This window comes from Saccharopolyspora sp. NPDC003752, assembly GCF_053605825.1.
Window position 1 is genome coordinate 21,963 of record NZ_JBSGJZ010000003.1, and the last position, 13,273, is coordinate 35,235.

The following is a 13,273-nucleotide window of genomic DNA, read 5'->3' on the forward strand; positions in this document are numbered from 1 at the left end:
CGATGCATTGCGGAAGGGGTGCGTTGTGTCCGAAGAGGACTACCGGCGGTGGCTGGCCGTCGCGGTCGCGGAGGCGAAGGCCGGGCTCGCCGAGGGCGGGATCCCCATCGGCGCGGCGCTGATCGGTGCCGACGGGCAGGTGCTGGGCAGCGGGCACAACCGCCGGGTGCAGGACGACGATCCGTCGGTGCACGGCGAGACGGCGGCCTTCCGCAACGCGGGGCGGCAGCGCTCCTACGCCGGGACGACGATGGTGACCACGCTGTCGCCGTGCTGGTACTGCAGCGGACTGGTGCGCCAGTTCGGGATCGGCCGCGTCGTCGTCGGCGAGGCCCGGAACTTCCACGGCGGCCACGACTGGCTCGCCGAGAACGGCGTCGAGATCGTGCTCCTCGACGACCCGGAGTGCACCCGCCTGATGGCCGACTTCATCGAGGCCAACCCGCGCCTCTGGTACGAGGACATCGGCGAGGACGCGGACTGACTCCGTGTTCGCTCCGCTTTCGCTGGTGGCTGCCCGTGCGTGCTTTGTGTCGGTATAGCAGCACAAAACACGCACGGGGCCTGACCCGCGGAAACGGAGCGGCCTCGGCTACTCCGGGGCCGCTCCGGCGGTCCGGCGGCGGGCGAAGTAGGCGATCAGGCCGATCACCAGCCAGACCGCTCCCACCGTCAGCGCCAGCGGGCTCGCCGTGGCCAGCACGACCACCGCGATCAGGGCGCCGACGACCGGGACGACCACAGTGGACACCCGGCGTTCCCGCCCGGACACCGCGAAGTAGCCGATCACCGAGGCGTGCAGCAGGACGAACGCGGTCAACGCCCCGACCGTCACCATCGACGACAGGACCTCCAGCCCGTCCTCGGCCGACGCCGCCCACACCGACACGATCAGCGTCACCACCGCGGCCAGCAGCGTCGCGTTGCGCGGCACGTGCGCCCGCCGGTCCACCCGGCCGAGCGCCGCGGGCATCTGGCCGTCCCGCGCCATGCCGAACAGCAGCCGGCTCACCGCCGCCTGCGCCACCATCGCCGAGAACGCCGGCGCGACCGCCTTCACCGCCGTCACGGCCACCGCGAGCCAGCCGCCCAGCGAGGCCCGCAGCATGTCGTAGAACGCCGAGTCCTGCGCGTCCGCGTCCAGCGCCAGCTCCTGCGGCGTCAGCGGGTTCAGCAGCGAGGCGAGGTAGGTCTGCACGAAGAACAGCACGCCGCTGAGCGCCAGGCAGAACAGCAGCGCCCGGCCGACCTGGCGGGACGATCCGGTGTTCTCCTCGGCGAACGACGCGATCGCGTCGAAGCCGAGGAACGACAGCACCGCCACCGACACCGCGCCCAGCACGGCCAGCGGCGCGAACGCGCCCACCCCGGTCAGCGGAGACAGCCACGGCCGGGCCGGACCCTCGGTGGCCAGCACCACCAGCGCGGCGACCACGAACACCGCGAGCAGCACGATCTCCACCACCAGCACCACCGTGCCGACGATCGCCGCGACCTTGACGCCGGTCAGGTTCAGCGCCGTCACGACGACGATCGCCAGCCCGGTCGCCAGCCACACCGGGATCTGCGGCACCAGCGAGTTCGTCGCGATGCCGACGAACAGCGACGCCACGCTCGGGATGAACAGGTAGTCCAGCATGATCATCCACCCGGCCACGAAACCGGGCGCCCGCCCCAGGCCCGCCGAGGCGTAGGCGAACACCGAACCGGCCTTCGGCACCGCCGCCGACATCCGCGCGTAGGACCACGCGGTGAACGCCATGGCCACGGTCGCGACGACGTAGACCAGCGCCACCGCGCCGCCGCTGCGCGCGTCGAGCACGCCGAAGACGCCGACGGGCGCGAGCGGCCCGATGAACAGCAGGCCGGAAACGATCAGGTCGCGAAGCGACAGCCGCCGCTGCAACCCCTCCGCGGAAGTAGTGGTCATAGCAGAACACCTGTCTCCGAACTCGATGTGCGGGTTCCCCGGGGCAGGAAACGCCCGAGAACCCGCGGCGCTGCGGGTTGCGAGGATGGGATGCCCGATCAAAGCACGCCCCGGGCCCGGCCGGAACAACGCGGCGCCCGCGATGGTTGACCTTGCACGGTTCCGCACCGAGGCTGGACCGGCAACCGCAACTCACGTCAGGTGGTACGAATGTCTTCCACTCCGGTCGAAGTGACCCGCACCGGTCCGCACACCTTCACCGCGACCAACCCGCGCGGCGGCGAGGTGACGATCGGCCGCGAGGACGCGCCCGACGCGTTCACCCCCGGCGAGCTGCTGCTCGCCGCCATCGCCGCCTGCTCCGCGGTCACCAGCGAGAACCTGCTGGTCCGGCGGCTCGGGGAGGACGCGAAGGTGACGGTGCACGCCGACCGGACCAAGGTCCCGGAGGACAAGCACAAGTTCGCCTCGGTCCAGGTCGGTTTCGACGTGGACCTCAGCGGGATCGAGGACGACGGCGAGCGCGGCAAGGTCGTCGACGCGGTGCGGCGCGCGATCGAGAAGTACTGCACCGTCAGCCGCTCCGTCGAGGAGGGCACCCCGATCGAGCTGACCCTTCCGCGCTGACGCGGGCCGCACTACCGGTAAGATCGGCGTCGCTGTCGGTGACGACCAAGCCGGCAGCGATGCCGCCGGACGGGCGGTGTACAGCGCGGGCAGACCACGAAGGTCGAGTCCCCGACGAGAGTCGGGAGGCGGTTCCGCGAACCACCTGGACATCCGTGTCCGGGAATCTCCGCGCCTTCAGGCCGGAGAGGATGTCAAGACTGTGCAACTGACGCGTTCCACGCCGGTGCTGCGTCGTAAGGTGCTCGTCGCGCACCCGGCAGCTGGTGCGCGACGAGTGGGAGGCACAACACAGTGGCACAGGAGACCGCACCGGCGCAGAAGTCCGGGTTGCGCAGAGATCTCTCCGGGCGCCAAGTCGGCATGATCGCCATCGGCGGCGCCATCGGCACCGGGCTGTTCCTCGGGTCCGGCCTGGCGATCTCCATCGCCGGCCCGGCCGTGATCATCGCCTACGCGGTCGCCGCGTTCGCCGCGCTCGCCCTGGCCTACGCGCTGGCCGAGATGATCGTGGTGCACCCCGAGGCCGGCGGGTTCGGGGCGGTCATCAAGCGGTACCTCGGCGGGCTCGCCGGGTTCGTGTCCCGCTGGATCTACTGGGCCGCGCAGGTGGTCAACATCGGCAGCGAGGTCATCGCGGCCGGGCTGTACATGCAGTTCTGGTACCCGCAGCTGCCGCTGTGGATCCCGGTGGTGGTCTTCTCGGTGCTGATGCTGGCGATCAACGTCGCCGCGGTGCGCTTCTTCGGCGAGTTCGAGTACTGGTTCGCCATGATCAAGGTCGTCACGATCGTGGTGTTCGTGCTGCTCGGCGTGGTCTACATCGTCTTCGGCCTGCCGGGTCAGCAGCCGGCCGGCGTCGGCGCGCTGACCGAGCACGGCGGGTTCCTGCCCAACGGCATCGGCGCGGTGTGGCTGGCGCTGACCGTGGTCACGTTCTCCTACCTGGGCACCGAGGCCGTCTCGATGACCGCGGCCGAGTCCCGCAACCCCGGCCGGGACGTGCCGCGCGCGGCACGCAGCATGGTGCTGCGGCTGGGCCTGTTCTACGTGCTCGGCATGCTGGTGGTCGTCTCGATCCTGCCGTGGAACCAGGCCTCGTCGTCGGGCGACATCACGGAGAGCCCGTTCGTGCGGCTGTTCACCATCGTGGGCATTCCCGCCGCGGCCGGGATCATGAACTTCGTGGTGCTCACCGCCGCGCTGTCGGCGATGAACACGAACCTGTACCTGACCGCCCGCATGACCCACTCGCTCGCCCTGGACGGCTATGCGCCGAAGTGGTTCGCCGTGGTCAGCAAGAACGGCGTGCCGCGGCGCGCCCTGGTGCTGTCGGCGGCCGGGCTGGCGCTGGCCGCGTCGCTGTCGGTGTTCGCCGAGGACACCGCGTTCCCGATGCTGCTGGGCCTGGCGCTGTTCGGCGCGCTGGTGGTGTGGCTGATGATCTTCGCCAGCCAGCTTGTGTTCCGCCGCAGCCGGGCACTGGAGGGCCTGCCGCCGTCACCGGTGCGGCTGCCGGGAGCCCCGGTGACGACGGTGCTGGCGATGCTGTTCGTAGCGGCGGTGCTGCTGACCACGCCGTTCACCGAGCAGTTCAACACCGCCTGGAAGGCGGGCGTCCCGTTCGTGCTGATCCTCTGCGTGGCGTACTACGTCGTCCGGCGCCGCAGCGCCGCGCGATCGGAGTGAGCACCGCTGGAGGGCGCCGGCCGTGGGACGGGTGCCCTCCAGCGGCTCCGCCGATCGGGTGAGCGGCGGGAGCGCGAGGGCGCTTGCGCGACCCGCCGCACCAGGCATTTACACTCGCGCATGTGTCGAACCAGCCGATGATCGCGCCCTCCATCCTGTCCGCCGATTTCGCCCGCCTCGCCGACGAGATGGCCGCCGTGAACGGCGCGCCCGGCGTGCGCGCCGACTGGCTGCACGTGGACGTGATGGACGCGCACTTCGTGCCCAACCTGACCCTGGGCCTGCCGGTGGTCGAGTCGCTGCTGAAGGCGACCGACATCCCGATCGACTGCCACCTGATGATCGAGGACCCGGACCGCTGGGCCATCGGCTACGCCGAGGCCGGCGCCTACAACGTCACGGTGCACGTGGAGGCCGCCAAGGACCCGATCGCGATCGCCAAGGACCTGCGCGCCGCCGGTGCGAAGGCGGGCCTGTCGATCAAGCCGAACACCCCGCTGGACCCGTACGTCGAGGTCCTCAAGCACTACGACACGCTGCTGGTGATGTCCGTGGAGCCGGGCTTCGGCGGCCAGAGCTTCATCGCCGACGTGCTGGACAAGGCCCGCAAGGCCCGCGAGCTGGTCGACACGGGACACCTGAACCTGGTGGTGGAGATCGACGGCGGCATCAACGCCGACACCATCGAGCAGGCCGCGGAGGCCGGTGTCGACTGCTTCGTGGCGGGTTCGGCGGTCTACAACGCCGACGACCCGGCGAAGGCGATCGAGGCCCTGCGCGCCAAGGCCGCCCCGAACTTCGCCCACGCCCGGCAGTGATGTAGTTCCTCCGCAATTTCCATTGAAATCGAAGATTCGATTTCAATGGAAATTGCGGGATGGGGAGGGGAACCGATGGTCAGTCGCGCCGAGGAGCAGGCGATGCGCACCGCGATCGCCGCGAGCGAGCAGGTGCGCGGCACGACCAGCCCCAACCCGCCGGTGGGTTGCGTGGTGCTGGCCGCCGACGGCGAGGTCGTCGGCATCGGCGCGACGCAGCCGCCGGGCGGTCCGCACGCCGAGGTCGTCGCGCTCCGCGCGGCGGGGGAGCGGGCCAGGGGCGGCACCGCCGTGGTGACGTTGGAACCGTGCTCGCACACCGGCCGGACGCCGCCCTGCACGGATGCCCTGCGGTCGGCCGGGATCGCGCGCGTGGTGCACGCGGCCTCCGATCCCAACCCGCAGGCCGCCGGTGGCGCCGGCGTGCTGCGCGCCGCGGACATTGATGTCCACAGTGGATTCTTGGCCGACGAGGTGGCGAGGGGCCCGCTGAGGGCCTGGTTGCACTTCGCGCGGACCGGCCGGCCGCACGTCACCTGGAAGTACGCGGCCACATTGGACGGTCGCTCTGCCGCCGCCGACGGCACCAGCAAGTGGATCAGCTCCGCCGAATCCCGAGCCGAGGTGCATCGATTCCGCGCGCAGGTGGACGCGATCATCGCGGGCACCGGCACGGTCCTCGCCGATGACCCGCAGCTCACCGCCCGCACACCGGACGGCGCGCTGCAGGCCCGGCAGCCGCTGCGGGTCGTCGTCGGCGATCGCGAGATCCCGCGCGCCGCCAAGGTCTTCGACGACGCGGCCGAAACGATCCAGCTGCCCGGCGGCGACCCGGCCGCGGTGCTCGCCGCGCTCGCCGGCCGCGGCGTCGTCGACGTGCTGCTGGAGGGCGGGCCGCGGCTGGCCGGCGCGTTCATCGCCGCCGGCTGCGTGGACCGGGTGCTCGCCTACGTCGCGCCGCTGCTGCTGGGCGCCGGCCCGGCCGCGCTCGGGGAAGCGGGAGTGGGAAGCATCTCGGAAGCATGGCGGTTGACAGTCGAAGAGACGACTATGAGTGGCCCCGACGTCCGGATCAGCGCGGTCCCGTTGGACGGCCGGCCGGGCGCCCAAGGCGGGTAGTGCGAGGAGGCAGCAGGTGTTCACCGGGATCGTCGAGGAGCTCGGCACCATCGAGGCGGTCGAGCCGTTGGCCGACGGCAGCCGGTTGACCATCGCGGGGCCGGTGGTCACCGGGGACGCCAAGCACGGCGATTCGATCGCCGTCAACGGCGTGTGCCTGACCGTCGTGACGGTGGGCGACGGGCGGTTCACCACCGACGTCGTGGCCGAGACGCTGCGCCGCTCCTCGCTGAAGGGCATCGCGGCCGGCGACCGGGTCAACCTGGAGCGCGCGATGGCGCTCGGCGACCGGCTCGGCGGGCACATCGTGCAGGGCCACGTCGACGGCACCGCGGTGTTGCGCGGCACCGACGCCGACGGGCTCACCCGCTTCGAGCTGCCCCGGCGGCTGTCCCGCTACCTGGTCGAGAAGGGCTCCATCACCGTCGACGGGGTGTCGCTGACCGTGGTCGAGGCCGGTGACGGAGAGTTCAGCATCGCGCTGATCCCCACCACCAAGGAGCTGACCACGCTGGGCTTCCGCGAGCCGGGTGACGAAGTGAACATCGAGGTGGATGTGCTGGCCAAGCACCTGGAACGGCTCGCCGCCGCGCAACTGGACCACCAGGCCCATGGTGCGCAGGCCCGTTCGGGGGACAATGGCGGCGTCAGGGAGGCGCGGTGATGAACCCCGAGGACGAGGTCGCGAACACGGTGAGCACGAAAAGTTTCGACAGCATCGAGCGCGCACTGGCCGACATCGCGGCTGGGCGCCCGGTCGTCGTGGTGGACGACGAGGACCGCGAGAACGAAGGCGATCTGATCTTCGCCGCGGAGAAGGCGACGCCGGAACTCGTGGCGTTCATGGTCCGCTACACCTCCGGCTACATCTGCGTCGGGCTCCCCGGCGAGGACTGCGATCGCCTCGACCTGCCCCCGATGTACTACTGGAACCAGGACCGCAAGGGCACGGCCTACACCGTCACGGTCGACGCCGCCGAAGGCGTCAGCACCGGCATCTCCGCCGCTGACCGCGCCAAGACGCTGCGCGTGCTGGCCGGCGAGGAGTCGACCGCCAAGGACCTCACCCGGCCCGGCCACGTGGTGCCGCTGCGCGCCCGCGACGGCGGCGTCCTGCGCCGCCCCGGCCACACCGAAGCCGCCGTGGACCTCTCCCGCCTCGCCGGGCTGCGGCCGGCCGGCGCGCTGTGCGAGATCGTCAGCCAGAAGTCCGAGGGCGACATGGCGCGCCGCGACGAGCTGGAGGTCTTCGCCGAGGAGCACGACCTGGCGTTGATCACCATCGCCGACCTGATCTCCTACCGGCGCCGCTTCGAGAAGCAGGTGGTGCGCGTCGCCGAGGCCCGCATCCCCACGCCGCACGGCACGTTCCGCACCTTCGGCTACGACAGCACCATCGACGGCATCGAGCACCTGGCGATGGTCTACGGCGAGATCGGCGACGGCGAGGACATCCTGGTCCGGGTGCACTCCGAATGCCTGACCGGCGACGTGCTGGGCTCGCTGCGCTGCGACTGCGGCCCGCAGCTGGACGCGGCGATGGCCAAGGTCGCCGAGGCCGGTCGCGGCGTGGTGCTCTACATGCGCGGGCACGAGGGTCGCGGCATCGGGCTGATCCACAAGCTGCAGGCGTACCAGCTGCAGGACGACGGCGCGGACACCGTGGACGCCAACGTCGCGCTGGGCATGCCGGTCGACAGCCGCGACTACGGGCAGGGCGCGCAGATCCTGTGCGACCTGGGCATCAAGTCGATGCGGTTGCTCACCAACAACCCGGCCAAGCGGGTCGGGCTGGAGGGCTACGGGCTGCGGATCGTGGACCGCGTGCCGCTGCCGATCCGCCCGAACCCGGAGAACATCCGCTACCTCCGCACCAAGCGCGACCGGATGGGGCACGTGCTGGACAATCTCGACGACGGGGAAGATTCCTCGATCAACGGCGAGACTGGAGTTACGGCATGAGTGGCGAGGGTCGACCGCGGATCAGCGTGCCGAAGGCGGGTGACCTGCGGCTGGGCATCGCCGCGATCCGCTGGCACGAGCGGCTCGTCGAGCAGATGCTCTCCCGCGCGCTGGCGGCGGCGAAGGAAGCGGGCATCGCGGAGCCCACCGTGGTGCGGGTGCCCGGTTCGATCGAGCTGCCGGTGGTCTGCCAGCAGCTGGCGCACCAGCACGACGCGGTGGTCGCGCTGGGCGTGGTGATCCGCGGCGGCACGCCGCACTTCGAGTACGTCTGCGATTCGGTCACCCAGGGCCTGACCCGGGTGGCGCTGGACGAGTCCACGGCCGTCGGCAACGGCGTGCTGACCTGCGACACCATGCAGCAGGCGGAAGACCGGGCCGGGTTCGACGACTCGGTGGAGGACAAGGGCTTCGAGGCGACCGCGGCGGCGCTGGAGACGGCGCTGGTGCTGCGGGAGCTGCGCGGCTGGGACGGGGAACGGGGTTTCTTGTGAGTGCCGAGCGGGTGGAGGTCCGGCCGCGGAAGGTGCGGCGGATTGCGATCCCGATCGCTGTCGTGCTGGTGCTGACGTTCGCGGTGGTCGGGCTGCTGCTGCGCAACACCCCGACCGGCGTGATCTTCTCGGTGTCCGACCAGGTGGCGATGGTGGCGCTGGGCCTGCTGCTGGGCGGCGGCGTGATGCTGCTGACCCGGCCGCGGTTGCGCGCCGACGCCGACGGCGTGGAGGTCCGCAACATCATCGGCACGCAGCGCTTCTCGTGGCCGCTGGTGCAGGCCGTCACCTTCCCGGACGGCGCCTCGTGGGCCCGGCTGGAACTGCCGGAGGACGAGTACGTGCCGATCATGGCGATCCAGGCGTCCGACGGCGAGCGGGCGATCAAGGCGATGCGGGAGCTCCGCGAACTCCGCCGCGAGGTCGACGCCGCGAACTGAGCGGCGTGGTGGCGCCTTCGACCGGACGAACCCGGCGGAGGCGCCCTTTCATTTCCCGGTGCCGAGCCTGCGTCCAAGGCGTCGATTTCGCGCGAAATCGCCACTTCACATGAGGGCGGGATGGCGATTTCGCGCGAAATCGCCACCGATGTCAGGCACCGGGCACCCTCGGGACGAGCCCGGGCGGCGCCACTCTGGAGCGGCCTTCCGGGGGCGCCGTGAACGCTTGGTGCGGGCCGGTGGCTTCCCGATTTCAGGAAGAACGGGAAGCCACCGCGCTCTCGGTCGTCAGCCGGCCGAGACCAGGTCGCAGACGAAGACCAGCGTCTCGCCGGGCGCGATCACGCCGCCCGCGCCGCGGTCGCCGTAGGCGAGCTGCGGCGGGATGGTGAGCTTGCGGCGGCCGCCGACCTTCATGCCCTGCAGGCCCTTGTCCCAGCCCGCGATGACCTGGCCCGCGCCGAGCTGCAGCTCCAGCGGAGTGCCGCGGTTCCAGCTGGCGTCGAACTCCTTGCCGGTGCTGTGCGAAACGCCCACGTAGTGCACGGCGACCTGGTCGCCCGCCTTGGCCTCGGGGCCCTCGCCGACCTCGATGTCCTCGATCACCAGGTCCGCCGGCGGCGCGCCGGTCGGCTTGGCGACCTGCGGCTTTTCCTTGTTCACGTGCGTTCTCCTCGATCGGTGGTGCGCAGCGTCGTGCAACGGCTGCCGGTGAATTGTCCCGGACGGTCCCGTGTGGAGCACACTCGCCCGGGCATCGTTCCAGGGTGGACGGATGTTCCGAGGTGGATGCGCCCGTGAGTGTTTTGGGGCGTTATAGCGCCCCAAAACGCTCACGGGTGTTGTGCAGGCGGAACCTGGTTCACGGCTGTTCCCAGGTCCGGGCGAGCACGGCGACCGCCTGGTCGAGCAGCTCCGGGCCGAGGGCGAAGCTGAGGCGCAGGCGGTCGCGGTGGCCGCGGTCGGCCGCAAACAGCGAGCCGGGCGCCACCGCCACGCCGTTGTCCCTGGCGAGCTCGGCGAAGCGGTCGGTGTCGGTGCCGGGCAACCGGACCCACAGCGACAGGCCGCCCGCGGGCCGCTCCCAAGTCCACTGTGGAAGGTGGTTGCGCAGGATGCCGGCGAGGTGGTCGCGGCGGCGCGCCAGTTCCGCTCGCCAGGTCGCGAAGTCGTTGTGCCGCAGCAGTTCCGCCGCGAACCGCTGCCCGACCGTGCCGGTCGCCAGGTCGCTGGTCTGCTTGAGCTCGGTCAGCTGCGACAGCAGCGGTTCCGGCGCGGCGAGCCAGCCGACCCGCAGGCCGCCCCACAGCACCTTCGACAGCGAATGCACCTCGACCGCGCCGTGCGGGTGCTCGTCGGCGAACCGGCCGGGCCGCGGTCCTTCGTGCACCAGCTCGGCGAGCGTGCGGTCCTCGACGACGGGGAGGGCGGCGCCGCGCGCGATCCCGGCGAGTTCCCCGACGCGATCGGCGTCGGCCACCGTTCCGGCCGGGTTGTGCACCGCCTGCGCGTAGGCGAAGGCGGGCCGGTGCCGCTCGATCGCGTCGCGGAACGCGTCGGGCAGCATGCCGCGCCGGTCGGTGGCCACGGCGACGGCCCGCGCCCCGCAGCTCTGGATCGCGGCGAGCGCGCCGGTGTAGGTGGGGTCTTCGACCAGCACGGCGTCGCCGGGGCGGGCCAGGCAGCGGGTCGCGATGTCGATGCCCTGCTGCCCGCCGCCGGTGATCAGCGGCTCGCCGCCGATGAGTTCCCGCAGGCCCGGCTCGCCCGGCAGGTCGTAGCCGTGCCTGCTCGGCGTGCTCAGCAGCGCGGCCGGGTCGAGCTTGGGCACCCGCAGGTGCGACGGATCGGGAACGACCGAGGTGGACAGGTCGGCGAACACCGCACCGGGGCGCAGCAGCCGGCCCATCGCCGACTCCCGCCCGGCGGCGGCCAGGTAGGTGCCGCTGCCGTGCCTGCGCTCGCAGATCCCCTCCTCGAACAGCGCGTTGAACGCCGCGGCCACCGCGCCGCGGCTGCATTCCAGCACCCGGGCGAGGTCGCGCTCGGACGGCAGGCGGGTGCCCGGGCTGAGCGCGCCGGTGCGCGCGAGGTCGGTCAGCGCGGCCGCCAGCCGGCGGCTGAGCGGGCCGTTCCCGTGGCGGAGCCGGTCGCGGATCAGCGCGGCGAATTGGTCCACATCGGCACTCGGCATGCGGCCATTCTGCACCAGGGAGGATTAATCACTAGTGGATGAACTGGCCACTTGGTAGCGTGCCAAGTGGCCGCGAAGTGGCTTGTCCCACATCGCGAGATATGCCACTTTGGTGAAGGGGATGGCGATGGCGCTGACCGAGGCGGAATACATCTGGATGGACGGCGCGCTGGTGCCGTGGCGCGAGGCCCAGGTCCACGTGCTCAGCCACGGGCTGCACTACGGCACCGGCGTTTTCGAAGGGATCCGCGCCTACGCCACGGCGGACGGGCCGGCGCTGTTCCGGCTCGACGAGCACCTCGACCGGCTGTTCCGCAGCGCCAAGATGCTGCGCATGACGTTGCCGCACCGCAAGGAAGAGCTGCGCGAGGCGACGCTGGAACTGGTGCGGGCCAACGGGCACCGCTCCTGCTACGTCCGCCAGCTGGCCTACCTCGGCTACGGCGTGATGGGCGTCGACCCGACCGGCGCGCCGGTGCAGATGTCGATCGCCAGCTGGGAGTGGGGCGCCTACCTCGACGGCGGCGACAGCGGCGTGCGGCTCATGACGAGTTCCTGGCGGCGCAACGATCCCTCCGTGGTGCCGACCGCCGCCAAGGCCACCGGCCCGTACCTGAACTCCGCGCTGGCCAAGCTGGAGGCGCGCGAGGCCGGGTACGACGAAGCGGTGCTGCTGAGCACCGACGGCTACGTCAGCGAATGCTCCGGCGAGAACATCTTCGTCCGGCGCGGCGACGTGCTCTACACGCCGCCGTCGAGCGCGGGCGCGCTGGAAGGCATCACCCAGGACTCGGTCACGACGCTGGCCACCGACCTGGGCATCACCGTGCGCCGCGAGAACCTGCTGCGCTCGGACCTGTATTCGGCCGACGAGATGTTCCTCTGCGGCACCGCGGCGGAGGTCACCCCGGTCCGCGCGGTCGACAACCGCGAGATCGGCGAGCCGGGCCCGGTGACGCGCAAGATCCGCGACGCCTTCACCGCGGCGATGACCGGTGCGGACGAGCGCTACCGGCACTGGCTGACCTTCGTCGGTTGATCGACTTCCGCCGTGCGGCTGATAACCTCTGCCGCATGGACTCCTGACGGTGGACGCAGGACCCGCCGGGCGAACCGCGCCCGAGCGGGATTCGCCGCGCGACGGGCGGAAACGGCCCGTCGCGCGGATGCTGGTCGCATCGCCGAAGGAGTCTGATCAAGTGCTGGAAGATGCCGAGTTCGAAGCCCGCGTCGCGGACCGGCTGGCCGCGTTGCCCGGGGTCCGGGCGGTGAGCCTCGGCGGCTCGCGCGCCCAGGGGATCCACCACGCCGACAGCGACTGGGACTTCGCGATCTACTACCGCGGCAGCTTCGATCCGCAGGACCTCCGCGACGTCGGGTGGCCCGGGGAGGTCTCCGAACTGGGCGAGTGGGGCGGCGGCGTGTTCAACGGCGGCGCGTGGCTGCAGATCGAGGGCCGCCACGTGGACGTCCACTACCGCGACCTGGACGTCGTGGAGCACGAGCTCGCCGAGGCCCGGGCCGGCCGGTTCCAGTGGCAGCCGCTGATGTTCCACCTCGCGGGCATCCCCAGCTACCTGGTGGTCGCCGAGATGGCCATCAACCGGGTGCTGCACGGCGAGCTGCCGAGGCCGGAATACCCGGACGCCCTCCGCGAGGCCGCGCCCGCGGTCTGGTGGGGGCAGGCGTCGATGGGCCTGGCCTACGCGCGGGCGAACCACGCGCCGCACGGCCGGCTCGCGGAAACGGCGGGCCTGATCGCGCAGGCCGCCTGCCAGGCGGCGCACGGGGTGCTCGCGGCCCGCGGCGAGTGGGTCACCAACGAGAAGCGCCTGCTGACCAGGGCGGGCCTGCGGGACGTCGACCGGGTGGTGGCCGGGCTGACGGCGCAGACGCTGGTCGAGGCGGTGGACGAGGCCCACGCCCTGTGCGACGCGGCGGTATCCGAAGCCAGGTAGCCCGTGGCTCGTGAGCGTTTTGGAGTGCTGTGGCGCTCCAAA

At 71.5% G+C, this 13,273-nt stretch carries 14 protein-coding genes; 11 read left to right on the forward strand and 3 right to left on the reverse strand.

Annotated features, from left to right (window positions below):
- Positions 1-25: 25 nt before the first annotated feature.
- Positions 26-484, forward strand: a complete 459-nt coding sequence (locus tag ACWEV3_RS05255; RefSeq protein ID WP_093276771.1) for a nucleoside deaminase — start codon at positions 26-28, stop codon at positions 482-484.
- A gap of 108 nt (positions 485-592) precedes the next feature.
- On the opposite strand, the gene ACWEV3_RS05260 is transcribed toward ACWEV3_RS05255, so the two are convergent.
- Entirely contained in the window at positions 593-1,930 is a 1,338-nt protein-coding gene (locus ACWEV3_RS05260) for an APC family permease (RefSeq protein WP_452612682.1), read from the reverse strand.
- Between the two features lie 210 nt (positions 1,931-2,140).
- On the opposite strand from ACWEV3_RS05260, the gene ACWEV3_RS05265 reads away from it, so the two are divergent.
- The 8 genes from ACWEV3_RS05265 to ACWEV3_RS05300 all read left to right on the forward strand — a co-directional run bounded on the left by ACWEV3_RS05265 (position 2,141) and on the right by ACWEV3_RS05300 (position 9,079).
- The gene (locus ACWEV3_RS05265) at positions 2,141-2,557 is read left to right on the forward strand and encodes an OsmC family protein (protein ID WP_452612683.1); all 417 of its coding nucleotides are present in this window, start codon (positions 2,141-2,143) and stop codon (positions 2,555-2,557) included.
- Between the two features lie 294 nt (positions 2,558-2,851).
- Entirely contained in the window at positions 2,852-4,246 is a 1,395-nt protein-coding gene (locus ACWEV3_RS05270) for an amino acid permease (RefSeq protein ID WP_452612684.1), read from the forward strand.
- A 137-nt stretch (positions 4,247-4,383) separates the two neighbouring features.
- Positions 4,384-5,064 (forward strand): ribulose-phosphate 3-epimerase, encoded by a 681-nt coding sequence (rpe, locus tag ACWEV3_RS05275; RefSeq protein WP_132494221.1) that lies wholly within the window; start codon positions 4,384-4,386, stop codon positions 5,062-5,064.
- 75 nt (positions 5,065-5,139) lie between these two features.
- The gene (ribD, locus tag ACWEV3_RS05280) at positions 5,140-6,183 is read left to right on the forward strand and encodes a bifunctional diaminohydroxyphosphoribosylaminopyrimidine deaminase/5-amino-6-(5-phosphoribosylamino)uracil reductase RibD (RefSeq protein WP_452612685.1); all 1,044 of its coding nucleotides are present in this window, start codon (positions 5,140-5,142) and stop codon (positions 6,181-6,183) included.
- A 16-nt stretch (positions 6,184-6,199) separates the two neighbouring features.
- Positions 6,200-6,847: a riboflavin synthase gene (locus tag ACWEV3_RS05285; RefSeq protein ID WP_452612686.1), complete on the forward strand. Its 648-nt coding sequence runs from the start codon at positions 6,200-6,202 to the stop codon at positions 6,845-6,847.
- Positions 6,847-8,145, forward strand: a complete 1,299-nt coding sequence (locus ACWEV3_RS05290) for a bifunctional 3,4-dihydroxy-2-butanone-4-phosphate synthase/GTP cyclohydrolase II (protein ID WP_452612972.1) — start codon at positions 6,847-6,849, stop codon at positions 8,143-8,145. The genes ACWEV3_RS05285 and ACWEV3_RS05290 overlap by 1 nt, the downstream gene beginning before the upstream one ends.
- A complete protein-coding gene (ribH, locus tag ACWEV3_RS05295; protein WP_452612687.1) occupies positions 8,142-8,639 on the forward strand; it encodes a 6,7-dimethyl-8-ribityllumazine synthase in 498 nt (165 codons plus the stop codon). The genes ACWEV3_RS05290 and ribH overlap by 4 nt, the downstream gene beginning before the upstream one ends.
- Complete coding sequence (locus tag ACWEV3_RS05300) at positions 8,636-9,079, forward strand: PH domain-containing protein (RefSeq protein WP_452612688.1); 444 nt, start codon at positions 8,636-8,638, stop codon at positions 9,077-9,079. Before ribH ends, ACWEV3_RS05300 begins: the two co-directional genes overlap by 4 nt.
- Before the next feature lie 288 nt (positions 9,080-9,367).
- Here ACWEV3_RS05300 and ACWEV3_RS05305 read toward each other — a convergent pair whose 3' ends face one another.
- Positions 9,368-9,742 (reverse strand): FKBP-type peptidyl-prolyl cis-trans isomerase, encoded by a 375-nt coding sequence (locus ACWEV3_RS05305; RefSeq protein ID WP_452612689.1) that lies wholly within the window; start codon positions 9,740-9,742, stop codon positions 9,368-9,370.
- A gap of 199 nt (positions 9,743-9,941) precedes the next feature.
- Positions 9,942-11,273, reverse strand: coding sequence for an aminotransferase-like domain-containing protein (locus ACWEV3_RS05310; protein WP_452612690.1), 1,332 nt, complete (start codon positions 11,271-11,273; stop codon positions 9,942-9,944).
- A gap of 127 nt (positions 11,274-11,400) precedes the next feature.
- Between ACWEV3_RS05310 and ACWEV3_RS05315 the strand changes: the two genes are divergently transcribed.
- Together ACWEV3_RS05315 and ACWEV3_RS05320 are read left to right on the forward strand one after the other, a co-directional pair.
- Positions 11,401-12,312 carry a branched-chain amino acid transaminase gene (locus ACWEV3_RS05315; protein ID WP_452612691.1) on the forward strand — a complete coding sequence of 304 codons (912 nt, stop codon included), beginning with the start codon at positions 11,401-11,403 and terminating at the stop codon, positions 12,310-12,312.
- Positions 12,313-12,439: 127 nt separating this feature from the next.
- Positions 12,440-13,231, forward strand: a complete 792-nt coding sequence (locus ACWEV3_RS05320; protein ID WP_452612973.1) for a nucleotidyltransferase domain-containing protein — start codon at positions 12,440-12,442, stop codon at positions 13,229-13,231.
- Positions 13,232-13,273: the final 42 nt, after the last annotated feature.

Bases quoted from the DNA above. Each gene is read 5' to 3' on its own strand.
- ribD (WP_452612685.1), top strand. From the start codon at position 5,140: ATGGTCAGTCGCGCCGAGGAGCAGGCGATGCGCACCGCGATCGCCGCG.
- ACWEV3_RS05290 (WP_452612972.1), top strand. From the start codon at position 6,847: ATGAACCCCGAGGACGAGGTCGCGAACACGGTGAGCACGAAAAGTTTC.
- ribH (WP_452612687.1), top strand. From the start codon at position 8,142: ATGAGTGGCGAGGGTCGACCGCGGATCAGCGTGCCGAAGGCGGGTGAC.
- rpe (WP_132494221.1), top strand. From the start codon at position 4,384: ATGATCGCGCCCTCCATCCTGTCCGCCGATTTCGCCCGCCTCGCCGAC.
- ACWEV3_RS05310 (WP_452612690.1), bottom strand. From the start codon at position 11,273: ATGCCGAGTGCCGATGTGGACCAATTCGCCGCGCTGATCCGCGACCGG.
- ACWEV3_RS05320 (WP_452612973.1), top strand. From the start codon at position 12,440: ATGCTGGTCGCATCGCCGAAGGAGTCTGATCAAGTGCTGGAAGATGCC.
- ACWEV3_RS05260 (WP_452612682.1), bottom strand. From the start codon at position 1,930: ATGACCACTACTTCCGCGGAGGGGTTGCAGCGGCGGCTGTCGCTTCGC.
- ACWEV3_RS05315 (WP_452612691.1), top strand. From the start codon at position 11,401: ATGGCGCTGACCGAGGCGGAATACATCTGGATGGACGGCGCGCTGGTG.
- ACWEV3_RS05265 (WP_452612683.1), top strand. From the start codon at position 2,141: ATGTCTTCCACTCCGGTCGAAGTGACCCGCACCGGTCCGCACACCTTC.